This window comes from Janthinobacterium sp. RA13 (genome assembly GCF_000745325.1).
In the GTDB taxonomy this organism is placed as follows: Bacteria; Pseudomonadota; Gammaproteobacteria; order Burkholderiales; family Burkholderiaceae_D; genus Janthinobacterium; species Janthinobacterium rivuli.
In genome coordinates, this window is record NZ_JQNP01000001.1 from 5,207,875 (window position 1) to 5,230,268 (window position 22,394).

Annotated in this window: 22 protein-coding genes; 10 read left to right on the forward strand and 12 right to left on the reverse strand. The window is 63.9% G+C overall.

The genetic code is table 11. The features are described from left to right. Nucleotide 1 precedes the first annotated feature (1 nt). A complete protein-coding gene (gene glcF, locus FG13_RS23070; RefSeq protein WP_035824683.1) occupies nucleotides 2-1,237 on the forward strand; it encodes a glycolate oxidase subunit GlcF in 1,236 nt (411 codons plus the stop codon). Here the strand turns inward: glcF and FG13_RS23075 are convergent. From FG13_RS23075 to FG13_RS23090, 4 genes are all read right to left on the reverse strand, one after another. Beyond that, complete coding sequence (locus FG13_RS23075; RefSeq protein WP_035824686.1) at nucleotides 1,230-3,341, reverse strand: putative bifunctional diguanylate cyclase/phosphodiesterase; 2,112 nt, start codon at nucleotides 3,339-3,341, stop codon at nucleotides 1,230-1,232. The two genes, glcF and FG13_RS23075, sit on opposite strands and share 8 nt — an antisense overlap. Nucleotides 3,342-3,526: 185 nt before the next feature. Beyond that, the gene (locus tag FG13_RS23080; RefSeq protein WP_035824689.1) at nucleotides 3,527-4,012 is read right to left on the reverse strand and encodes a glutathione peroxidase; all 486 of its coding nucleotides are present in this window, start codon (nucleotides 4,010-4,012) and stop codon (nucleotides 3,527-3,529) included. A 1-nt stretch (nucleotide 4,013) separates the two neighbouring features. After that, nucleotides 4,014-5,153 carry a PilT/PilU family type 4a pilus ATPase gene (locus FG13_RS23085; protein WP_035824691.1) on the reverse strand — a complete coding sequence of 380 codons (1,140 nt, stop codon included), beginning with the start codon at nucleotides 5,151-5,153 and terminating at the stop codon, nucleotides 4,014-4,016. Between the two features lie 3 nt (nucleotides 5,154-5,156). After that, nucleotides 5,157-6,200, reverse strand: a complete 1,044-nt coding sequence (locus FG13_RS23090; protein ID WP_035824693.1) for a type IV pilus twitching motility protein PilT — start codon at nucleotides 6,198-6,200, stop codon at nucleotides 5,157-5,159. A gap of 70 nt (nucleotides 6,201-6,270) precedes the next feature. Between FG13_RS23090 and FG13_RS23095 the strand changes: the two genes are divergently transcribed. Continuing rightward, nucleotides 6,271-6,972: a YggS family pyridoxal phosphate-dependent enzyme gene (locus FG13_RS23095; RefSeq protein ID WP_035828632.1), complete on the forward strand. Its 702-nt coding sequence runs from the start codon at nucleotides 6,271-6,273 to the stop codon at nucleotides 6,970-6,972. Nucleotides 6,973-6,988: 16 nt separating this feature from the next. Beyond that, the gene (gene proC, locus FG13_RS23100) at nucleotides 6,989-7,819 is read left to right on the forward strand and encodes a pyrroline-5-carboxylate reductase (protein ID WP_035824695.1); all 831 of its coding nucleotides are present in this window, start codon (nucleotides 6,989-6,991) and stop codon (nucleotides 7,817-7,819) included. Here proC and FG13_RS23105 read toward each other — a convergent pair whose 3' ends face one another. From FG13_RS23105 to FG13_RS23140, 8 genes are all read right to left on the reverse strand, one after another. Further along, a complete protein-coding gene (locus tag FG13_RS23105) occupies nucleotides 7,820-8,536 on the reverse strand; it encodes an anti-sigma factor (RefSeq protein WP_035824697.1) in 717 nt (238 codons plus the stop codon). It abuts the gene before it with no gap. Beyond that, on the reverse strand, nucleotides 8,533-9,090 hold the full coding sequence (locus FG13_RS23110; protein WP_035824699.1) for a sigma-70 family RNA polymerase sigma factor: 558 nt from the start codon (nucleotides 9,088-9,090) through the stop codon (nucleotides 8,533-8,535). The genes FG13_RS23105 and FG13_RS23110 overlap by 4 nt, the downstream gene beginning before the upstream one ends. Nucleotides 9,091-9,181: 91 nt before the next feature. Continuing rightward, the gene (locus tag FG13_RS23115; RefSeq protein ID WP_035824701.1) at nucleotides 9,182-9,739 is read right to left on the reverse strand and encodes a DUF3455 domain-containing protein; all 558 of its coding nucleotides are present in this window, start codon (nucleotides 9,737-9,739) and stop codon (nucleotides 9,182-9,184) included. An 89-nt stretch (nucleotides 9,740-9,828) separates the two neighbouring features. Beyond that, complete coding sequence (locus FG13_RS23120) at nucleotides 9,829-10,176, reverse strand: hypothetical protein (protein WP_035824704.1); 348 nt, start codon at nucleotides 10,174-10,176, stop codon at nucleotides 9,829-9,831. Next, nucleotides 10,173-10,559 (reverse strand): phage holin family protein, encoded by a 387-nt coding sequence (locus tag FG13_RS23125; RefSeq protein ID WP_035824711.1) that lies wholly within the window; start codon nucleotides 10,557-10,559, stop codon nucleotides 10,173-10,175. Before FG13_RS23125 ends, FG13_RS23120 begins: the two co-directional genes overlap by 4 nt. Before the next feature lie 56 nt (nucleotides 10,560-10,615). Further along, complete coding sequence (locus tag FG13_RS23130; protein WP_046683402.1) at nucleotides 10,616-10,972, reverse strand: glycine zipper domain-containing protein; 357 nt, start codon at nucleotides 10,970-10,972, stop codon at nucleotides 10,616-10,618. Nucleotides 10,973-11,079: 107 nt separating this feature from the next. Further along, nucleotides 11,080-11,934: a 4-hydroxybenzoate octaprenyltransferase gene (ubiA, locus tag FG13_RS23135; protein WP_035824713.1), complete on the reverse strand. Its 855-nt coding sequence runs from the start codon at nucleotides 11,932-11,934 to the stop codon at nucleotides 11,080-11,082. 77 nt (nucleotides 11,935-12,011) lie between these two features. Next, nucleotides 12,012-12,950 carry a hydrogen peroxide-inducible genes activator gene (locus FG13_RS23140; protein WP_035824715.1) on the reverse strand — a complete coding sequence of 313 codons (939 nt, stop codon included), beginning with the start codon at nucleotides 12,948-12,950 and terminating at the stop codon, nucleotides 12,012-12,014. A 134-nt stretch (nucleotides 12,951-13,084) separates the two neighbouring features. On the opposite strand from FG13_RS23140, the gene FG13_RS23145 reads away from it, so the two are divergent. The 7 genes from FG13_RS23145 to FG13_RS30740 all read left to right on the forward strand — a co-directional run bounded on the left by FG13_RS23145 (nucleotide 13,085) and on the right by FG13_RS30740 (nucleotide 22,390). Beyond that, complete coding sequence (locus tag FG13_RS23145) at nucleotides 13,085-13,324, forward strand: DUF3717 domain-containing protein (protein WP_035824717.1); 240 nt, start codon at nucleotides 13,085-13,087, stop codon at nucleotides 13,322-13,324. Between the two features lie 44 nt (nucleotides 13,325-13,368). Beyond that, on the forward strand, nucleotides 13,369-13,851 hold the full coding sequence (gene rfaE2, locus FG13_RS23150) for a D-glycero-beta-D-manno-heptose 1-phosphate adenylyltransferase (protein ID WP_035824719.1): 483 nt from the start codon (nucleotides 13,369-13,371) through the stop codon (nucleotides 13,849-13,851). Between the two features lie 126 nt (nucleotides 13,852-13,977). Continuing rightward, nucleotides 13,978-15,462: a hypothetical protein gene (locus FG13_RS23155; protein ID WP_152598845.1), complete on the forward strand. Its 1,485-nt coding sequence runs from the start codon at nucleotides 13,978-13,980 to the stop codon at nucleotides 15,460-15,462. Further along, nucleotides 15,459-16,934: a hypothetical protein gene (locus FG13_RS23160; protein ID WP_035824724.1), complete on the forward strand. Its 1,476-nt coding sequence runs from the start codon at nucleotides 15,459-15,461 to the stop codon at nucleotides 16,932-16,934. Before FG13_RS23155 ends, FG13_RS23160 begins: the two co-directional genes overlap by 4 nt. Before the next feature lie 44 nt (nucleotides 16,935-16,978). Next, a complete protein-coding gene (locus FG13_RS23165) occupies nucleotides 16,979-17,419 on the forward strand; it encodes a hypothetical protein (protein WP_081922687.1) in 441 nt (146 codons plus the stop codon). 36 nt (nucleotides 17,420-17,455) lie between these two features. Further along, nucleotides 17,456-21,154, forward strand: coding sequence for a tubulin-like doman-containing protein (locus FG13_RS23170; RefSeq protein ID WP_051959372.1), 3,699 nt, complete (start codon nucleotides 17,456-17,458; stop codon nucleotides 21,152-21,154). 33 nt (nucleotides 21,155-21,187) lie between these two features. Further along, nucleotides 21,188-22,390, forward strand: a complete 1,203-nt coding sequence (locus FG13_RS30740; protein WP_152598846.1) for a hypothetical protein — start codon at nucleotides 21,188-21,190, stop codon at nucleotides 22,388-22,390. The last annotated feature ends 4 nt before the right edge of the window (nucleotides 22,391-22,394 follow it).

Genomic DNA, 22,394 nt, shown 5'->3' on the forward strand with positions numbered 1-22,394 from the left:
CATGCAAACCAATCTCGCCGATTTCATCAAGAATACGCCGGCAGGCGACGAAGCCGAAGCCATTTTGCGCGCCTGCGTGCATTGCGGCTTTTGCACGGCCACCTGTCCCACCTACCAGTTGCTGGGCGACGAACTCGATGGCCCGCGCGGACGCATTTACCTGATCAAACAAGTGCTCGAAGGCGCGCCCGTCACGGCCAAGACGCAGACGCACCTGGACCGCTGCCTGACCTGCCGCAACTGCGAGTCGACCTGTCCGTCCGGGGTGCAGTACGGGCGCCTGGTCGACATCGGCCGCAACGTCGTCGAGCAGCGCGTGCAGCGCCCCTTGCGCGAACGCGCGCTGCGCTTCGCCCTGAAGGAAGCCTTGCCGCGCCGCTGGCTGTTTACGCCCGTGTACAAGGCGGGGCAGGCGCTGCGGCCACTGCTGTCGAAAAGCTTGCAGGATAAATTGCGTCCGGGCGCGCAAGCGGGGGTATGGCCCACGCGCCAGCATGCGCGCAGCATGCTGCTGCTGGACGGCTGCGTGCAGCCGGCCATGTCGCCGAACATCAACGCGGCCACGGCGCGCGTGCTCGATGCGCTGGGCGTGCAACTGATCGTCGCGCCCAAGGCCGGCTGCTGCGGCGCGCTGCGCCATCACTTGAATGACCAGGACGCGGCGCTGGACGACATGCGCCGCAATATCGACGCCTGGTGGCCTTACGTAGACAGCGTGGAAAGTGCCGAAGCCATCGTCATGACGGCCTCCGGCTGCGGCGCCACCGTCAAGGAGTATGGCCATCTGCTGGCGCACGATGCGCAGTATGCGGAGAAGGCGCGGCGCATCGCGGCACTGACGCGCGATCTGTCCGAGATCATGCCGGCGTTTGAAAACGAGCTGGCGGCGCTGCTGAAAGGACGCATCGGGAAAAGGGTGGCATATCACCCGCCATGCACCCTGCAGCACGGCCAGCAGGTGCGCGGCAAGGTGGAGCAGGTCTTGCGCGCCGTCGGCGTCGACGTGCGCCTGTGCGCCGACAGCCATCTGTGCTGCGGTTCGGCGGGCACGTATTCGATACTGCAGCCGGCACTGTCGCAGCAGCTGCGCGACAACAAGGTGGCGAATCTGGAAGCGTGCGAGCCGGAGATGATCGTGTCGGCCAATATCGGCTGCCTGAGCCACCTGCAGTCAGGCACGGAGACGCCCGTGCGGCACTGGATCGAGCTGATCGACTCCGCCTTGACGCCTAAATAGGCGCTTCGCTGTACTGCGCAATGCGCCATTGGGGCGCCGGCACGAAGTTCGCAGCCCACTCCAGCACGGCGTCGGCCGGCATGGGGCGGGCGATGCCGTAGCCTTGCGCCAGGTCGCAGCCCAGCTGGATCAGGCGCGCGCCATGCTCGACGCTTTCTACGCCTTCGGCGATCACCGTCAAGCTGAAGGAACGGGCCAGGCCGATGACGGCGCGCACCAGGTGCAGGTCGTCGCGGTCGTTGAGCATGTTGCGCACGAAGCTCTGGTCGATCTTGACGATATTCGCCGGCAGGCGTTTTAAATATGACATCGACGAGTAGCCGGTGCCGAAATCGTCGAGCGCGAAGGTGATGCCCAGCGCCTGGCAGGCGCGGATGATGCGGCGCACGTCTTCGATGTCGTGCAGGGCTGACGATTCGAGGATTTCCAGTTCCAGCATGCTGGCGCGCACGCCGGGAAATTCGCCGAGGATGGTTTCCAGGCGCGAGACAAAGTCGGCTTGCTGGAAGTGGCGTGCCGCGATGTTCACGCTGACTACCCAGTGCTTGCCGCAAGCCACCCAGCGCTGCATCTGCCACAGGGCCTGGCGCAGCACCCATTCGCCGATGTCGATGATCAAATCCGTCTGCTCCACCAGCGGCAGGAATTGCGCAGGCGACAGCACGCCGCGGCGCGGATGCTGCCAGCGCAGCAGCGCTTCCATGCCCACCACCGTGCCAGCGCGCATGTTCACCTTGGGCTGGTAGTACAGCCGCAGTTCGCCGTTGATCAGGGCGTGGCGCACTTCCGTGCGCTGGTTGTGGTGCGTGCGCACTTCCTCGTCGAGGTTGGTGTCGAAGAAGTGGTACTGGTTGCGCCCCGTCAGTTTCGCCTGGTAGACGGCGTGGTCGGCGTGGCGCAGCAGGCTTTCCGTATTCAGGTCCTTGCCCGCGTAGACGGCGATGCCGGCGCTGGCCGTCACGTGCAGCGCCTGCTGGTCGCACTGGTAGGGGCGGCTCAGTTCCTGCATCAATTGCGTGATGTTCTGTTCGATGCTGGCGATGCTGGCCTGGCCGCACAGCAGCATGACGAATTCATCGCCGCCCAGGCGCGCCGCGTAATGGACCTGGCCCGTGAAGCCGTGCAGGCGGCCGGCCACCTGCTTGAGGATTTCATCGCCGGCCTCGGCGCCGTAGCGGTCGTTGATGGCCTGGAAGTGGTCGAGGTCGAACAGGCAGACGGCCAGCAGACGCTGGCGTTCGCGCGCGAGGAACAGTTCCTGCTCGAAGCGGGCGGCCAGCGCGGCACGGTTGGGCAAACCCGTCAGCACGTCATTGTAGTTTTGCCACGACAGCTTTTGCAGCGCTTGCTGCATGTGCACGGTTTCGTTCAGCTGTTCGCCCAGCTGGCGCTGGCTGGTTTTCAGCGAAGTCAGCAGTCCTTCGATATCGCCGGCCATGCCGTTGAACGACTGCGACACGGCTTGCGCCTCGGGCGTGGCGCCAGCCGCCAGGCGCACGGCGAAATTGCCATCACGAAAATGGTCGGTCGCTTGCACGAAGCGCGCCAGCAGCTTGCGGTGCGACGCCAGGATCAAGCCCAGCAGGAGGAAGACGAGGACGATATTGATGCTGCTGAGGACGGCCTGCTCGAGCACCCTTTGCCACACCTGCGCCAGAGGCCGGCCGGGCGTGTAGTGCAGGTCGAGGATGCCGTCGCCGCCGTCCGGCAGCGCCACCGTCAGGCGGCTGCGGATGGCCGCCATGCCCGCCAGGCGCGCAAACCACGCCGGCACGCCGTCGGCCAGTGTGTCGCCTGGCTTGTTGTCGGCCAGCACTTCGACATGCGCGCCAGCCGTATCCCAGCGCGCGGAAACGAGGCTGCGGTTCAGCGGCAGGGCGCTGCGCAGCGCCTGCCGCACGCTGTCGTGCGTCGCATGCCGGTCCGTGTGCACGGCCAGCGGCAGCACGCTATTGGCCAGGAACAGGTCGAGTTGCCGGGCGTCGCTCTGGTAGCGCGCATTGGCCAGCGCCGTTTCGGTACCCAGCAGGGCGTGATAGCGAACGGCGGAAACGGCGAGTATCAGGAAGGTAATAGGGATGAAAAGGCGGGGATAACTGCCCATCCGCATCCAAGAAGATAATATTTTCCCAAAGACTGGCATCGTTTTATGATCGATATCTGCGAATAATTATGTAAACATTATCACCGATATTTGCTATTTGAAACACAATATTGATATCAAGCATGAAATAAATGCAGTTTTATGGATTTCACATGATTGTTGTCTTAAATCAAAGCAATCCGTTTTTACTCCTGTAGCAATTGCCGTATGTCGGCCGCCAGACTGGCCGGTTTGCTGGCCGTCGCATAGCGGCGAAATACGCTGCCATCTTTGCGCACCAAAAACTTGGTGAAATTCCATTTGATCGATTGCGTGCCCAATATGCCGGGCGCCTCCTGTTTTAATTGCGCAAACAGGGGATGGGTCTGCGCGCCATTCACGTCGACCTTGGCAAACAGGGGAAAGGTGACGCCGAAGTTTTTCTCGCAAAAGGCGCCAATTTCCCCGTTCGATCCCGGTTCTTGCTGGCGGAATTGATTGCAGGGAAAACCCAGCACGACCAGGCCCTGCTCGTGAAATTCGCGGTACAGCGTTTCGAGTCCCTGGTATTGCGGCGTGAAGCCGCAGGCGCTGGCCGTGTTGACGATCAGCAATACCTTGCCTTTGTAGCGCGCCAGGTCGACCGGCGTGCCGTCCAGCGCCTCGGCCTGGAAATCATGGATGCTGGTCATGTCAGAGGAGTCCCAGTTTGGTGGCGCCCGCTTGCGGGGCCGGTTCCGGCGCCGTGGCGCCCTTGAGTTTGATCGTCAGGCGCAGGTCGTTGACGGAGTCGGCATTGCGCAGCGCGTCTTCATAGCTGATGGCGCCCGCTTCGTGCAGGTCGAACAGGGCCTGGTCGAAGGTCTGCATGCCATGCTCGCGCGACTTTTTCATCAATTCCTTGATCTCGTGTACCTGGCCCTTGAAGATCAGGTCGCTCATCAGCGGCGAATTGAGCAGGATTTCCAGCGCCGCCTTGCGTCCGCCGCCGTCCTTGTTGGGAATCAGGCGCTGCGAAATCATGCCCTTCAAATTGAGTGACAGGTCCATCAGCAACTGCTGGCGCCGCTCTTCGGGGAAGAAGTTGATGATGCGGTCCAGCGCCTGGTTGGCGTTGTTTGCGTGCAAGGTCGCCAAGCACAGATGGCCCGTTTCGGCAAACGCGATGGCGTGGTCCATCGTCTCCCGGTCGCGGATTTCTCCGATCTGTATCACGTCAGGCGCCTGGCGCAGGGTGTTTTTCAGGGCCGTGCCCCAGTCGTCCGTATCGACGCCCACTTCGCGCTGGGTAACGATACAGTTGCCGTGCGGATGGATGAATTCCACCGGGTCTTCGATGGTGATGATGTGGCCATGGCTGTGCGCGTTGCGGTGGCCCACCATGGCCGCCAGGGTGGTCGACTTGCCGCAGCCCGTGGCGCCCACCATGATGACGAGGCCGCGCTTGCTCATCACCACGTCTTGCAGGATGGCGGGTAAACCGAGCCCATCGAGGGTGGGGATGGCGGTATTGATCAAGCGCAAGACCATGCCTGCCTGGCCCATCTGCACGAAGGCGGACACGCGGAAACGCCCGAGTCCGTCCGGGCTGATGGCGAAATTGGCTTCGCGGCTGGATTCGAACTCGGCCGCCTGGCGTTCGTTCATGACGGCACGCACGTAGCCGGCCGCTTGCTGCGCATCGAGTGCGTCGTCCGCCAGCGGCGTCAGTTTGCCGTCGAGCTTGATGGCGGCAGGAAAGCCGGCCGTGATGAACAGGTCCGAGCCGCCCCGTGCGCGCATCTGCGCCAGCAGCGCGTGAATGGCGCCATAGTGTTCGTGCGTCGTCTGCATGGCTTATCCGGGGAAGTTTTCAGGGGCTTTGGCGGCCGAGCGGGCCGTTTCCGCCGAGATCGTGCCGCGCCGCACCAGGTCGCTCAAGCACTGGTCCAGCGTCTGCATGCCGACATTGCTGCCCGTCTGGATGGCCGAATACATTTGCGCCACTTTCGCTTCGCGGATCAGGTTGCGCACGGCCGGCGTGGCCAGCATGATTTCATGCGCGGCCACGCGGCCCGCGCCATCCTTGGTTTTGAGCAAGTTCTGCGAAATGACGGCTTGCAAGGATTCGGACAGCATGGCGCGCACCATTTCCTTTTCCTCGGCGGGGAAGACGTCGATGATGCGGTCGATCGATTTCGCCGCCGACGAGGTATGCAGGGTGCCGAAGACCAGATGGCCCGTTTCGGCCGCCGTCAGCGCCAGACGGATGGTTTCCAGGTCGCGCAATTCGCCCACTAAAATCACGTCCGGGTCTTCGCGCAGGGCCGAGCGCAGCGCATTGCTGAACGAATGCGTGTGCGAACCGACTTCGCGCTGGTTGATCAGGCATTTTTTCGGTTCATGCACGAATTCGATCGGGTCTTCGATGGTCAATATATGGTGGTTCAGGCGCTCGTTGACGTGGTTCACCATGGCCGCCAGAGTGGTCGACTTGCCCGAACCGGTCGGACCCGTCACCAGCACCAAGCCGCGCGGGCGCATGGCCAGCTCGCCGAAGATGCGCGGCGCGTTGAGCTCTTCCAGGGTCAGCACTTTCGACGGAATCGTGCGCAGCACGGCCGAGGCGCCTCGTTCCTGGTTGTAGGCGTTGACGCGGAAGCGGGCCAGGCCGGGAATCTCGAACGAGAAATCGCATTCCAGCGCTTCTTCATACGCCTTGCGCTGGCTGTCGTTCATGATGTCGTAGATCATGCTGTGCACTTCCTTGTGCTCGAGCGGGGCCACGTTCAGGCGGCGCACGTCGCCGTTGACCCGTATCATCGGCGGCAGGCCGGAAGACAGGTGCAAGTCGGAAGCCTTGTTGCTGACGGAGAAAGCGAGTAGTTCGGAGATGTCCATTTATAATCCCTGTGCCTGCATTGATGGGCTGGCGCACTGTGCCGCCGCCCCTATACACTAGAAAATGATTATGTCCACAATCGAACAGAACTTGCAAGCCGTGCGAGACAGTATTGCGCAGGCCGCCGCTGAGGCGCAGCGTGCGCCGGCCGACGTGACCCTGCTGGCCGTGTCGAAAACCTTTGGCGCGGACGCTGTGCTGGACGCCATGCGCGCGGGCCAGACGGCGTTTGGCGAAAATTATCTGCAGGAAGCGCTCGACAAGATTGCCGCCGTCAAGCTTGCGCTGCCGCAAGGCGCACCCGTCTGGCATTTCATCGGTCCCATCCAGAGCAACAAGACGCGCCCCATTGCCGAGCACTTCGACTGGGTGCACACGGTGGAACGGGAAAAGATCGCCGCGCGCCTGTCGGAACAGCGCCCGGCCGGCTTGCCGGACCTGAATATCTGCCTGCAAGTCAATATCAGCGGCGAAGCGAGCAAGAGCGGCGTGGCACCCGCCGAATTGCCGGCGCTGGCGCATGCCGTGGCGCAGCTGCCCCGTTTGCGCTTGCGCGGCCTGATGGCCATCCCCGAGCCGGAAACGGATGTCACGCTGCAGCGGGCTGCCTTTGCGCAATTGCGCGTGTTGTACCAACAATTGAAGGCCGACGGGCTGGCGCTCGACACCTTGTCGATGGGCATGTCGGCCGACTTGCGCGCCGCCGTGCTGGAAGGCGCCAGCATCGTGCGCGTGGGTAGCGCCATTTTCGGTTCCCGCAACTATTCCTGATAAAGAGAGAACAAGCATGACGACAGAATTGAATATCGCATTCGTAGGCGGCGGCAACATGGCCGCCGCCCTGATCGCCGGCCTGGCGGGCAAGCTAACCCTGGGCGGCAACATCCACGTGATCGACCCGCACGCCCCCGCGCTGGAAAAATTGCAGGCGCAATTCGGCGTGACGACGGCCACCTCCGCCAGCGACGCGCTGCGCGCCGTGGACGTGATCGTGCTGGCCGTGAAACCGCAAAGCATGCGCGAGGTGGCGGCGCAGTTGCTGCCTTTCCTTGATGGTGACCGGGCGCCATTGATCCTGTCGATCGCGGCCGGCATACGCGCGCAAGACCTGTCGCGCTGGCTCGGCGATTACCCCGCCATCGTGCGCTGCATGCCGAACACGCCGGCCCTGATCGGCATGGGCATCACGGGCATGGTGGCCAGCGGCGGCGTGAGCGAAGAACAGAAAAAGGCGGCGGACGCCATCCTGCGCGCCGTCGGCCAGACCGTCTGGCTCGATGACGAAGCCAAGATCGATCCTGTGACGGCCGTGTCCGGCAGCGGCCCTGCCTACGTGTTTTACTTTATCGAAGCGATGCAGCAGGCGGCGGCCGAGCTGGGTCTCACGCCGGAGCAGGGCACGCAGCTGGCGATTGCCACCTTTACGGGCGCGGCGCAGCTGGCGGCGAACTCCAGCGAACCCGTATCCTTGCTGCGCGAGCGGGTCACGTCAAAGGGCGGCACGACGTACGCGGCCCTCACCAGCATGGAAGAGAGCGGCGTGAAGGCGGCCATCGTCAAGGGCATCAAGGCGGCCGCGCAGCGCGGGCGCGAGATGGGGGACGAGCTGTCCAAGTAATCAGATGACCTTGACGGCGCGGCCGATATACAGGATCGGCCCTGTCGGCCGGCCCGTCGGCGAGCCTGTTTGCGGCTCCAGCGTGATTTCAAACAGTTGATCGGGCTGCAGCGGCGGCAGCTTGTCCAACGTCAGCTTGAGGCTTTGCCCCGGCTTGACGAGGCCCAGCGAGACGGGCGCGCCCCAGTCCTTGCCCTTGGTCCAGAATTGCAGGGCTTTCTGCTGCGGCACGTTTGTTGGTCCCAGCGGGATCAGGCTCAGGTCGCGGTTCTTGCCGCCGCGTCCGCCCGCCTGCACGATCCAGCCAGGCGATTTATCTTGCGGCGCCACCAGCACCACCAGATAGCCGGGTCCGCTTGGCGCCTGCAGTTGCATAGTGACCAGCACGGCCAGCACAGCCGTGGCCGCCAGGCCGCCGCCGGCCAGCACTCGCCAAAAGGCCAGGTTGTTCCACCACGCCTGCCAGCCGCCCGCCTGCCGCACGGCTTTTGGCGTGAACAGGCTGGCGCCGATGCGCGGCCACAGTTGCGCCGAGGGCGTTTCGGGCGGCGCCAGTGTCGTCAAGGGCAGCAAACGCTGTTCCCAGGCGTCGACGGCGTCGCGCAAGGCGGCGTCGCGCGGCAAACGCTGTTCCACGCCCGCCCGTTCGGCCCGTTCCAGGGTGCCCAGCACGTATTCGCCGGCCAGCCGTTGCAATTCATCGTCGCTGTCGATCATCCCATGCACTCCCGCAAGGCGGCCAGGCCCCGCTTGACCCAGGCTTTCACCGTGCCCAGCGGCGCTTGCAGCCGCTGCGCGATTTCGCTATGGGAACAGCCATCGACATAGGCGTACAGGATGCTATTGCGTTTGCCTTCCTCCAGGTGGCCCAGGCAATCGTGCAGCTTGCCCAGATCCGCCTGGTCGGCATAGGCATCGCCGGCATCATGGCCTTGGCGTTCGTGCAGCAGGGTTTCCACGGTATCCTCGTCGGCCGATACTTCATGGGCGCGGGCGCGCGCCACATCCAGCGCCTGGTGCCGCACCACGACATAGATCCAGCCCTTGCCGCTGCCACGCGTGGCGTCGAAGCTGCCGGCGCGGCGCCAGATATTCAGAAAGGCGTCGTGCAGCACGTCTTCGGCCAGGTCCCGCTGGCGCACGATGCGCAGAGCCACGCCCAGCAGATAGCGGCTTTCCTGCTGGTACAGGCCGTGCAATGCCTGCTGCTCGCCCCTGGCGCAGGCGCGCAGGGCGGCATCGTAATCGTAAGGGGTGGCTAGGGTTGGCAAGGTTGGCGCAATCGTTGGAGTTAACGGTTAGCAAGTTTTCAAGACCGAGTATAGGCCAGAAACCAGCTTGCCAACCGTCACGCTCACGCTTTTATGCTGCTTTCCAAAAGATGTAATCGGCCTGGTAAGGTACCCATTGCTTGGCGCCGATGGACTCCATGCCGCAGGGGCTGCTTGGCGCCACGCCGCCGCTGGTGGCCACGCGCTGGATGTAGCTGACGCCCTGCATGGCGCCGCTGCCCGTGGCAGGGTTGGCTTTCACCAGCTGATACGGGATGTTGCCCGCACCGGCCGGCGCCACGGCCACTTGCGTCGCCGTCACTTTCGAGCCGTCCAGGTTGGCCCAGGTGGCAGGCGGGCCGACATACGTGCCGACCTGCATGCCGCTGCGGTCGTTCAAGGCTGCGTCCGGTCCCACGAAGACCCATTCATGGCCCGTCATGTCTTTCTTGGCCTTGCATTCGTAGGCGATCTTGCCCACGCCCACCGTTTGCATGGCGACCTGGTGGCCATCGGGCACTTTGACGGCGTTCGGCAATTGTTCCTGCGAATAGCGCGCGCTCATGGGCGCGCAAGCCGTCAGCAGCAGGGCGGCGCCCAGCAAAGTCAGTGCGGGAACGGTGTGGCGTGGGGCGGTGAAGGCAAGCATGGCGAACTCCTGGTAGTTGGCTCAACCGGCTGGTTGATACCATTACTACGCAGGGGTTTGCCATTTGGATGCAGCCAGGAAAAAATATTTTAGTCCGGCGTGTCTTTCTTGCTGAAACGCTGCGCCAGCGCCAGCACGACGGGCATGGCGGTGGTGGCATGCTTGAGCAGCGCGCCGCTGGCCCGCAACAGCGGCAGGAAACGGCGCGGGCGCACGAGCAGCAAACCCAGCACGCCGCCGCCTATCATCAGGGGAATTTTGAAACGCGTGGCCAGGGTGTGGCGCAGGTTGCCGCCCGTGAGCGGTTCCAGCAACTGGCGCGTCTGCACGCCCAGGGCCAGGCGCTGCAGCGCGCATTCGGCCAGCAGCGCGTCGCGCCGCTGCGCCAGGCTAGCGGCCGTGTGCACATGCGACAACTTGGTGGGATGCGTGGTCATGGCCGCTCCGCTCCCCGGCGGGCCAGCAATTGCAGCTCGTCCAGGTCTTTGTTCAGTTCGGAAAGTGTGAAGGACAGCAGTTTCGGCTTGCTGCGGAAACTGGCGCGCACGCCCAGCAGGGTGGCGATGGCGGCGACGATGAAAACGGCGGCCGTGATGGCGATGGCGGCGATGCGGTGCGTATCCCAGAACAGCACGATGACGAGGAACACGATCAATACGAGGCCGACGAACAGGCACAGCAGTGCCAGCATGGCCAGCGCCAGATAGGACAGGAAGCGCAGCGACTCTTCTTCCATTTCCACGGCCGCCAGGGCCAGACGGGTCTGGACGATGGCGGCGAGCGTCGCTGCGACTTGGGCGACATGGTGCACGATAGCCATATGCTGCCTTTCGCGTCAGGAGACGGCCAAGGCCGTCGGTACTGCGTCGGTACTGACTAGCGGCGTGACGAGGAAAGCAGCAGGCCGAACAGCACGCCCACGACGGCGCCCGCGCCCACGGCTTTCCACGGATTGTCCTGTACGTATTCGTCGGTGGCCTTGGCCGCCTTCTTGGTCCGTTCGAGCAAGTCTTCTTCCAGCTTGATCAAGTCTTTCTTGGCCGTTTCCAGCGTGGCGATGAACTTGTCCTTGACGGCTTTGACATTCTCGCCCGTCTGATCCTTGGCACCGTCGAGCCAGCCTTCCGCTTCATTGATGACGGTTTTCAGGTCGCCGACCAGTTTGTCGCGGGCCTTGTCGGCGTCGGCGAGGATGCTGTCGCTGCTGGATTTTCCGGTATGTATCGAGCTCATGTATTACCTCATGGAAGTGAAACTGCACAGTGAAATACCAGTGTAGGCAGCTGCGGCCAGGCTGTCTTGCGCCGCCTCAAGGGCTACCGCGGCGCAAGGATGATTGCTTAACGGAAAGCAAAGTCCAGAACCACGCCCGCAAACACCGCCGCTCCTAGCCAGTTATTATGCCGGAATGCCGCAAAACACGGCATACGCTCGCGTGCGCGGATCAAGGTGTAGTGGTAAACGGCGCAGCCGGCCGCCACCACCAGCCCCGCGACGAACCAGTAACGCAAGCCCAGATACCAGCCGCATGCCAGCCACAGCAGCAGGAAAACGGCATAGCAGAACATGACGATGGCCACGTCGTAGCGGCCAAAGGTGATGGCCGAGGTCTTGATGCCGATTTTTAAGTCGTCGTCGCGGTCGACCATCGCGTATTCCGTATCGTAGGCCACTGCCCAGAAAACATTGCCGAGCAGCAGCAGCCAGGCGACGACGGGCACGGCATCCGTGATGGCGGCAAAGCCCATGGGAATGCCGAAACCGAAGGCAATGCCGAGATACGCTTGCGGGATGGCAAAGAAACGCTTGAAGTAGGGATAGGTGCCGGCGATGATGACGGCCGCCACGGACAGCTGCTTGGTCAGCGCATTGAGGGGCAGGATCAGGCAAAAGGCAAGTACGGTGAGCACGCCGGCCACGGCCAGCGCTTCCTTGCCGCTGATGCGTCCGCTGGTGATGGGGCGCTCGGCCGTGCGCTTGACGAATTTGTCGATATCCTGGTCGGCGTAGTCATTGATGGCGCAGCCTGCCGAGCGCATCAGGAAAGTGCCAAGAGTAAAGATGAGCAGCAGCCGCCAGTCCGGCACGCCCTGCTGCGCCAGCCACAGCGCGCACAGGGTAGGCCACAGCAGCAATACGGTACCGATAGGCTTGTCCAGCCGTATCAGGCGGAAATACAGCGCCAGCTTGTTCATGGAAGACTCGATCTTGTTGAAGAGAAAGGTCGATTATCGCAAATAGTATGTAAATGTACTATTTTGCGCCTGGGGCGCTAGTCGTCGTCTTCGCAGAGCGGCGTAATTCCCGGCAAGTTGCAGCTGGCGATGGCCGCGCACAAGGCGTCGATGGCGGCCTTGCGCGTAAAACTCTTGCGCCACAGCATGACTACCCGGCGCGATGGCACGGGGGCGGCGAAGGGCCGGTATTCGAGCATGCCGTCGGTGGCGTGCATATTGGCAACGGAGGCGCGCGGCAAGACCGTCAGGCCGATGCCGCTGGCCACCATGTGGCGGATGGTTTCCAGTGAAGAACCTTCGAACGTGCGCTGCATGCCGTTGCCGGGCGAGGAAAAACGCGCCATTTCGGGGCACACTTCCAGCACCTGGTCGCGGAAGCAGTGGCCATTGCCCAGCAGCAGCATGGTTTCCGATTTCAAATCCTGCGCGGCGATTTTGTCGCGCGCCGTCCATGGATGCTGGCGCGGCATGGCGACGACGAACGGTTCGTCATACAGTTCCTGCATCGCCATGCCGTGGTCGGGCAGGGGCAGGGCCATGATGGCCACGTCCAGTTCGCCCTGACGCAGCAATTCGAGCAGGCGAACCGTGAAATTCTCCTGCAAGATCAAGGGCATCTGCGGCACCTGGTCTATCATGGCCTTGACCAGCGGCGGCAGCAAATAGGGGCCGATCGTGTAGATCACGCCCAGGCGCAACGGGCCGGCCAGCGGGTCCTTGTTTTGCTTGGCGAGTTCCTTGATGGCGGCCGTCTGTTCCAGCACGCGCTCGGCTTGCGCGATGATCTGCGCGCCCAGGGGCGTGACGGAGATTTCCGCGCCGCCCCGTTCGAACAGGACGACGCCCAATTCGTCTTCGAGTTTCTTGATGGCCACTGACAGGGTGGGCTGGGCAACGAAGCAAGCTTCGGCGGCATGGCCGAAGTGCTTCGCTCTCGCGACTGCAACGATATATTTCAGTTCAGTCAGTGTCATAGGTTGATTGAAACACAGGAAGTACTTACTTGCAATGAATGAAAGGTGGCGCAAACGTGAAACTGTGGCGCCGATGGCGTATTGTAGCGGATCGCCCCCTATAATGCGGGACCGGGCGGCGAAGGGAGACTGTGATGGAATTGCGGATGCAGGCGCTGGAAGCGGCAATCAATTACTGGCGTGCCAGGCAACCGGCGCGCGGCAATGAATATGCGCTGTCGCCGCCCGTCAGCCGTCTGGCCGGCGTGTATGCGCTGATGATTTACAACCGGCAAGATTGCATCGCCGAAGAGGGCCTGGAACCGGCCATTCTGGCCTTGATCGACGCCTGGCGCCGCGATGCCGGCGGCATCCAAGGCGATAGCCACGCCTGAGCGTGACCATAGCGTGACCCTATTTAACCCTACAAGAGATATTCATGCCTGACTTTGAAAACAAACTGTGTGGCCGCGACGAATTGCGCGCCCGCGCCGCGGCCCTGCCGAAACCGGTGGTGGTGACGAACGGCGTGTTCGACATTTTGCACCGCGGCCACGTAACGTATCTGGCGCAGGCGCGCGCACTGGGCGCCTCGCTGATCGTTGCCGTGAATACCGATGCTTCAGTGAAACGCCTGGGCAAGGGCGATGACCGCCCCCTGAACAACTGCGAAGACCGCATGGCCGTGCTGGCCGCGCTGGAAGCGGTGAGCCTGGTGGTGCCGTTCTCGGAAGACAGCGCCCTGGAAGTGGTGCAGGACATCGAACCGGAAATCTATGCCAAGGGCGGCGACTACGACATGGCGGCCATCCCCGAAGGCAAGGCCGTGCTCGCGTATGGCGGCCAGGCCGTGGCCATCGATTTCGAGCATGACCGCTCGACCACCAAGCTGTTGACGAAAGTGCGGACGCAGCAAGGCTGAGGACTGTCGTCAATGTTTCCATACAGATAAAAAGACGTTACTATGAGAACTGCTAGGGCTGCGACTTGGTTTCGACAGCCCCAGCACGTTACACCGTCTGAATGCATTGCTAGTCATAGAAAATAAATGGACCATAAAACTTCTGGGGATTGGCCACTGCCTTCCGGCGCCTGGCACGTGGATGACGAGGGCGCATGGAGCATGCAGCGCAGCGCGGACGGCCAGAACGTCTCGCCCTTGGTGAGCGATGCCGATATCGGCAAGCTGATGCTCGCGCGGCGCCTGCCCGCGGCGGCCGACGCACCCGTGCGGCAGTTTCCGCCCGAATTTGCGTTCGACCCCGCTTCGGGCGCGGCCTTGCAAGTGCCGCCCGACACGTCAATTAGCCCGCCGTGGGTGCCGCCCTACGGCGCCTATCCCGTCAGCGACGTGCCGCCGGCCGGCCCGTCCGGCTTGCGCCAGGCCAGCGTAGCGCTGAAACTGGCCGACCAGCGCGCGCGCGAAGAGCATGCGCAGGCAGATGCCTCGCTGCCCATGCCGCCGCCCGGTGAATACGAATTTTTTTCCGCGCAGTTTGGCACCAGCGCGCCCGCGCTGCTGGCGCTCGACCCGCGCAAGGCCGTCCTGCACGCCTGGCTGCCCGCCTCGAAACGCTGGCTGGCGCTGGACCCCGACTATGGCAGCCTGCTGGCTGAATCGGATCTGGCCCACGGCGCCTGGCGCGCCGAGCTGGTGCCGGAGTTCAATAGCGTGCTGGTCTTGCCGACCAGCCATGGCCTGGCCTGTATCCGCCCTGACGTGCCTTCGCTGACCTACGTGGTCGAGCACGTGGGCGGCGCGCCGTGTGCGGCCGCGCCCGTCTGGTTCCAGAACCGGCTGTGGGCGCCGCTGCGCGACGACGACGGCCGCCTCCGCTTCGTCAATCTTGATGCCGCGCAAAAGCCGGGCAGTGACGTGCTGCTCGACGGCCTGGTCGACCTGGGCAACGTCAGCGCGCCCGTCGCCTACAACCGCATGGCCGTGTGGCCTTGCGCCAACGGCCAGCTGCGCCTGCAACTGCAGCCGGATGGCAACGTGGCCGCCTCGTTTACGCCCTGGCCCGAAGGGCTGGTGCCGCATTTCGAATTCGGCAGCCCCTACGTGTCGCGCGATGGCGGCCTGTGGCAGCTGTGCTTCGAGCGCAGCCGCGGCACCTATGTTTACGTGAAACTGGGCGCGCAGTCCGAACGTGCCGACGCGCTGGCGCCGCGCCTGTGTTCGGGCAGCTTCAATTACCGCTTTGCCACCAAGCTGAAAACGGCGCCGTGGGAAGAGCCGGAACATGGCGACGATGGCGGCAAGAACCAGGCCGTCATGCCGCTGCTGGAGTCAGGCGTTGGCAACAGCGTTTTTGGCGTTAAGTTCGCCACCAGCGCCGGCCTGTCGAGCGTGCTGCGCTCGAACGAGCGCCTGGCCGCCCAGCTGGTGCAGGACGATGAATTGCGCGAAACCGTGTTCCACACGTTCGCCGTCGGCGAGCCGTGGCGGGTGCGCCTGTTTGTGCATGAAGGCATGCTGTGGGCGTATCACCCGCTGCTGTCGCGCATCGATGGCTGGGCCTTGCAGGCATGAAGGCGCGCGCCCTGATCGCGGCCGGCGCCGCCTTGCTCGCCTTCGCCACCGCCGGCGTGCAGGCCGCCGGCATCCAGCAAGCGTTCCTCGTGCAAAACTCGGGCTGGATGGAGCCGTTTTACACGGATGAACAGTCGCAACTGAAAGCCCTCGTGGGCGCCGTGGCGCAGGCTGCGACGAGCCCGTCCGACAAGGTCTACACGCTGGCCTTCAGCCAGAGCAGCGGCAGCAATGTGTCGCCCGCACTGATCGGGCAGGGACAGGGCGGCGCCGGCGTGGCGGGCCAGCTGGCCAGCCTGGGCCTGGCGCGCAAGAGCGCCGGCGGCACGCTGGCCGACACGGATTTCCAGGAAGCCGTCACCAAGACCATCACGGGACCGTTCCAGTCCGCCTCCGGCATCGTGTGGATCTTTACGAATAACAAGAACAGTCCCAACAACGACAGCCAGACGGCCGAGCGCAACCGCGACTTTTACCGCCTGCTGCACCTGGAACCGTCGATCACCAAGACGGTGGTGTTTCCCTTGCGTATGCCCGTGCAGGGCAAGCTGTACAGCGCCAAGGGCTTGATGGTGTATGCGCTCGCCTACGGCCAGCCGGCGTCCGAGGCCCTGAACCGCATCCTGGCCGAAGGGCGGCTGTCGCAAGTGCTGACGCGCCCGCCCGCGCGCCTGAAACCGGTGGACCAGGATGCCGTGCGCATTGTGCCCCAGTCCGTCAAGAACAGCGCCAATGTGCACGCCAGCCTGGGCCGCGACGGGCGCACCATCGTGCTCGACGTCGATGCGGCCAAGCTGGTGCCGCAAGTGGTGTTGCAGGCGTCCCTGCAAAACATGTTTTTCCCGTACGTGATCGATAGCGCCAAAGTGCACGCCAGCCTGGCGGGACAGAACGCACCGCTGCACGTTGTGCCAGATCAAATCCGTCAGCTGCAGCCGGGCGCCAGCCAGTCCGTGCAAGTACAGTTTGCCCTGCCGATGGCGCAAATTCCGTCGCCATGGTCGGCGCAGGCGATCGCCGCCATGGGCAAGCAGGTGATGCTGCCGATGCAGGCGCAGGTGGGCCTGTCGGAACAGCGGCTGGCGCTGGCGTCCAGCTTTGGCAAGGATTTGCAGGAACTGTTCCCGGGCGACCCGATATCCAGCATGTTTACGCCGCCCGACAGCGTGCGCGCCTCGCAGGCAACGATACCGCTGCTGGTGCGCATCCAGTATCCGCTGCTGCCCGTGCTGGTGATCCTCGGCGGCGTGCTGGCGCTCGTGCTGGGCTTGCTGGCGCTGGGTTTGCTTGGTACGCGCGCCACGCGCTACAAGGTGATGGCCGACGGCGTGCAGCGGCAAGTGCTATTAAAACCATTCAAGAGCGTGCAGATCCGCGATGACGACGGCCGCGATATTGGCGAACTCAAGCGGGGCCTGGGCAAGCCGGCCGTCGTGCGCGTGGCTGAAGGCCATACCCTGAGCCTGGCCTGATCACGATTTCCTTTTAAACTATTCAAATCCACCAGAGGCATACCATGGCGCAAGAGACTCCTAAAGACAACACTGGTTTTATCCTGCCGGCCCCGGCGTCCGCGCCGCCCGCGGCGGACGCACCGGCGGCAAGCGCAGCCGCCACCACGGCCACCACCGAACCTGCGCCCGCGCTCGACCCTGCCAGCACGACCGACACTTCGTCGCGCGACACCCTGATCGGCGGCGTCGTGCTGTTGCTGCTGTTCATCGCCTTTTTCTTTGCCAAGAATGCCTACGCGAATGGCCTCGTGGCCAAGCGCGTGCCGCCGAACAAGGCCAATGCCTCGGGCTGGTGGCTGTTCATCTTCCTGGCCAGCCTGGCGACCGGTGTCGTGCTGGCCGCCGTGAACGCGCATAAATTCCTCGCGCCACTGTTCATGGGACCGCTGGTGCTGGTGGGCCTGGTCGCCCTGTTGCTGACTTTTACCTCCAGCCGCCGTTAAGCACACGCCGTAACACGCATCATCGAAGGAATCACCATGGCAGAGAACCTGAACCAAACCATCACCGGCGGCGCCAGCGAGCGCAAGCAGGACAAGATCATCGAACTGCGCCCGACCCTGTTCATCGGCATCGGCGGCACGGGCATGCAGGTGCTGATGCGCGTGCGCCGGCGCGTCCTCAACACCCTGTGGGGCGGCGCGGGCAACCGCACGCGCATCGAGGGCTTGGCCGACTTTCCCATCGCGCAATTCATCCATTTCGACCTCGACAATGGCGCCGTGATCGAGAGCGGCGAGTCGCAGGCGAAGGACTTGCAGTTCGACCAGGTGAAGTTCACGGACGATGACAAGGTGGTCGAATCGTTCGACATGGACAAGTACAGCCGCGATGAAGATTCTCTGGAAAAATATCCGCACATCAAGGAGTGGCTGCCGCTGACGCCGCAGCGCATCCGCGAATTGCGTTTCGACATGAGCAGCGGCGCCGGCCAGATCCGCGCCGTCTCGCGCCTGTATTTCTTTGACAAGTATGCAAAGATCCGCGACAAGATCCGCTTGAAATTGAAAGCCCTGAAGGCGGGCCTGTCACACGAGCGCCAGCTGGCCGAGCTGGGTTTACGCATGGAAACGAACCGTTTCCGCATCGTCATCGTCGGTTCCGTGGCCGGTGGCACGGGTTCCGGCTCCTTCCTCGACATGGGCTTGCTGGCGCGCTGGCTGGCGCGCAGCGAAGTGGGCGCGGCCGACGTGGAGCTGATGCTGTTCTTGCCGACCGGCTACACCAAGGCCAACAAGGACCGGGTCGAGGCCAACGGCTATGCGGCACTGATGGAGCTGGAATCGGCGATGATGGGCAACAAGGGCTATGTGGGCCGCTGGGATGCGTATGACCGTCCGGAACTGACGCGCGAGCCGTACAGCGAGGTCTACCTGATTGATTCGGGCAACCTTGCCCAGCAGCACACCAAGGATGTCAGCGACGTCTACCACATGGTGGCCGATTCGCTGTTCGAGGATTTCGCCTCGGCCGACTTCGCGCGCGCCAAGCGCTCGATCGCCGTCAACCAGGCGCAGCACAAGAACTCGCTGTACAACGCGCCCGTGCCGCAAGACCGTTTCGGCGACATGCGCCTGTATTTCTCGAAGCGCTTTTCCTCGTTCGGCATGGCCGTGCTCGATACGCGCCAGGAAGCGGCGCGCGACGAGCGGGCTCACCGCTGGGCCGGCGCCATGCTGCAAGCGTTCTTTGGCGTGGGCGGCACGGATGCGGGCGCCAACCGGGCCACGGATACGCAGCGCGACAATTTCCTCGCCGCCAATATGTTCCTGAAGGGCACGCCTTTCAGCGACTTCCCCGAGTTTTCCGACAAGAGCATCGAACTGAAGCGTTCGAGCGGCGACTTCATCGATTTCCGCGTCGTCGACGAATTGCTGGAAGACCGCCACGGCCACTTGCTGGCCGGCGTGGAAAACCGGGTCAATACGCGCATCAACGATATCCGCACGGGTTTTGACCGCAGCGAGTGGCCGGCGCAGGTGCGCGACGCCATGAAGCACCTGGAACGCGACGCCGTGCGCGACCAGGATTCCACGGCCGACACGACGGAAGACCGCATCAGCAAGCGCCGCCGCGAAGTGCTGGAAGACGTCAAGAAAGTCGTGCGCGACCAGCTGTATGGCTATCTTGATAATAAAGAATTCGGCGGCCTGGAATACGTGCTGTCGCTGGTGGAACAGATCAAGGACCGCATCGAGGCGCCGGGCAGCGGCTTGACGGCGCAGATCGGCAACAATGCCGAACGCTACCGCGAAATCAAGGAAGCCGTGCGTTCGCGCGAATACGAGCGCCTGCTGAACAACCTGGAGCAGACGCGCAGCACCTTCGGTTTCCTCAGCAATGGCGAAAAGCAGGCCGGCGTAGTGATGGACCATTTGCGCACGGAAATGGCGAATGCCCTGAAATTCCATTTGCGCGCCAAGGCGGCGGACGAGTCCGTCATCCTGCTGGGCGAACTGTCGCGCTGGCTGGGCAACCGGGTCGGCGTCGACGCACAGGGCCGCGCGCAGTGGAATGGCCTCGTGGGCGAGCTGCAAACGGGCCGCGAAGGTGTGCTGGCCATGCTGGCGGAACTCAAAACGGCCAATACCATCCTGCAAAAGGACCTGGACAAGGAACACGCGACCCTGATCGTCATTCCCGTCACGGAAAAAGACATCGCGCTGCCATCGGCGGCCACCTTGCGCCAGTGGGCCGATGAAGCGTTCAAGGACATGGGCGGCTCGAAAGCGCTGTTCCCCATGTTGGCCGAACCGGCGCAACGGGGCTTGATCCTGGCCAAGGTCACGCGCATGGCGGAAAACATGATCGCCAGCGCCGGTCTGACCGAAGGCGCGACGAGCACGCCCGACCCGCTGTTCGAAGCGCTGGAACAGATGGACGTGTCCGAACGCCTGGACCGCTTCCGCAAGCTGCTGGCCTGCTCCATGCCGTGGATCGACGCCAATATGGCCGGTGACTTCACGGTCGTGTCGGACCAGTTCAAGTGCGTGATCGGCGTGGCCAACGCGGCCGCCTTCAAGGCGAAGTTCGGCGCCGAGCTCGAATCGTGCGTGCCGACCCAGGTGGGCATCACGGTGAGCCAGCTGGAAATCGTCGAGACGGGCATCCGCGGGCGCGCCGTTTGCTATTGCGAACTGGCTGGCGTGCCGATGACGGTGCTGCGCGGCCTGGAAGGCTGGCGTACCAGTTACCGCAAGGAAGGCGACAACGACAAGGCGCCGACCCACACGCATATCGATCCGACGCAATTTACGCATCCGATCGCGCCGAACACGGACGAGATGAAGCGTCTGGCAGAAGACTTCGGCGAGTTCCTGCAAGCCATCATGCTGGGCATACTGACGCGCCACACGGGCCGCGTGGTGCCGCCGGGCCAGTACCAGTTTGCCGTCGAACCGGGCGACTTGCGCCGCATCGGCAACGAACGGGCCATCCGCCAGAACGGCATGCCGGCCTCGTACGAGAAAAATATCGCCCTGCGCATCGAGGAAAAATTGACGGCGCTTGATGCCGTGCAGACAGCGGCCATGGCCGCGCTGGCAAAATACTATGAACGCACCGTGTATGCGCCCAAGCTGGTGGCGCAGGCCGACGGCTCACAACTGCCGTACGTCGGTTTTGGCAGCGCCATTTCCGCCGAAGTGGGCGCGCGCCTGCGCGAATCGGCGCGCCGCAAGGGCATGGCCAGCGATGAGCTCGACCGCACGGTGCAAACCCTGCTGGGCCGCCTGAAGGAGTGGGCGAACGTCATCGGCGACTCCGACAGCGATGCCTACGACTGGGAAGTGCGCGAGCCGGAAGCGGACGGGCAGCCGCGGTTAAAGTATGCGATCAAGGGGGAAATGCTGGAAGCGGGGCGCCTCGAGCAATTGCTGCGCCCGGCCGGCGCGGCCGCTGCCCCGGCGGCGGCCGTGTTCGGCATGGCGCCGCCACCATTGGGCGGCATGCCGCCGCCGCTGGTGGAATACCAGTATTTCCTGGGCATCAATGGCCAGCAGCAGGGACCGTTCACGGCCCAGCAGATCGTGCAATACGTGCAGGCGGGGCAGGTCGCACCAGGCACCACCAAGGTGTGGCGCGCCGGCTTGCCGGCCTGGGCCGACCTGGCCCAGTTCCCGGAACTGGCGCCCCTGTTCCTCAGCGCGCCGCCACCGTTGATGCCGCCGCCTCTGTGAACGCTGGAATGACGTTGGAATGAAGGATTAGTTTTGGATATCTGTAACAAATGCAAGACGGGCCTGTGGACCGTTGTCAGCCATTGTCCGTACTGCGGTCACGCGATGGCTGGCGCGGCCCGGCCAGCCGCGGCCGTGCCGCCGCTGCCTGTACCCGCGCCGGCGCCGGTAGCGCCCAAGCCGCCGCCCGTGCCGGTGACACCGGCCCCTGCGCCGAAAGCACCGCCGAAGCCGGCTGCCGTGCCGCCGCCGGCGCCAGCGAAACAGGTCCAGCCGGCTCAGCCGAAAGCCGTGCCCAAGCCCGCGCCGGCAGCGCCACCGGCGTCAACCGAACGGTCATCGCCGCCGCGCAAGTGGCTGCGCTGGCTCGGTGGCATCGCCGTACTGGCCTTGGTGATCGTCTACATGAACGGCAAGCCGGGCGGCAAGAATGAGTCGGCCTGCAACGACGCCATCGACAGCGGCTTGAAACTGGTGGCGGATGGCAGCCTGGACGGCGCCCGGCAGAAGCTGGCGACGGCGAAGAATGTATGTACGGGCAAGTCCAGCGCCAAGGCGGACGATTTGCAGGCGGCCATCGGCAAGGCCGGCGCCGCGTCCAGCGGTTGCCAGCGCGGCGTGCGTTCCATCGAGCGCGCCATCGACGGCCATCAATTGCAAAGCGCGGCCAAGGGCATCGCCGCGCTCGACGCCGATTGCGCGGGCGCAGCGAGCGTCGACTCCTTGCGCAAGCAGCTGGCGCGCCAGCAGGCGGCAGCCGCGTCCGTGCTGGTGGGCGTGCGCCAGGCGCTCGACGGCAAGGATGCGACGGCGGCAAGAAATGGCATCGCCAGGCTGGAAGCCATCGACCGCGAAGCGGTGGAATTGCCGCAGTTGAAGGCAGACGTGCTGGCGCTGTCGGCGCCCGCGACACCCGTTGCAGCCCCGGCCCCCGTGTTGGCGCCGGCACAGCAGGAACCTGTGCCCGCGCACGCGGTCGAACGTTCAGCGGTGGCCGAACGCCGTCCGCTGGAAACGTCGCCCGTCGATAGCGGCGCGGCCATGCGCAACGAGATGGCGCAATCGTTCCTGCGCGATGCCGAGCGCTCTTTGCTGGAAGGCAAGTTCGATGCGGCCAAGACGTATCTGGAAAGCGCGCGCCGCGTCGATCCGGGCAATGCGCGCATCGACAATCTGTCGCGCCGCATCCGCGAGCGCGAACGGCAAGTGCTGCAGACGGAAACAACGATCAATTAGCAAT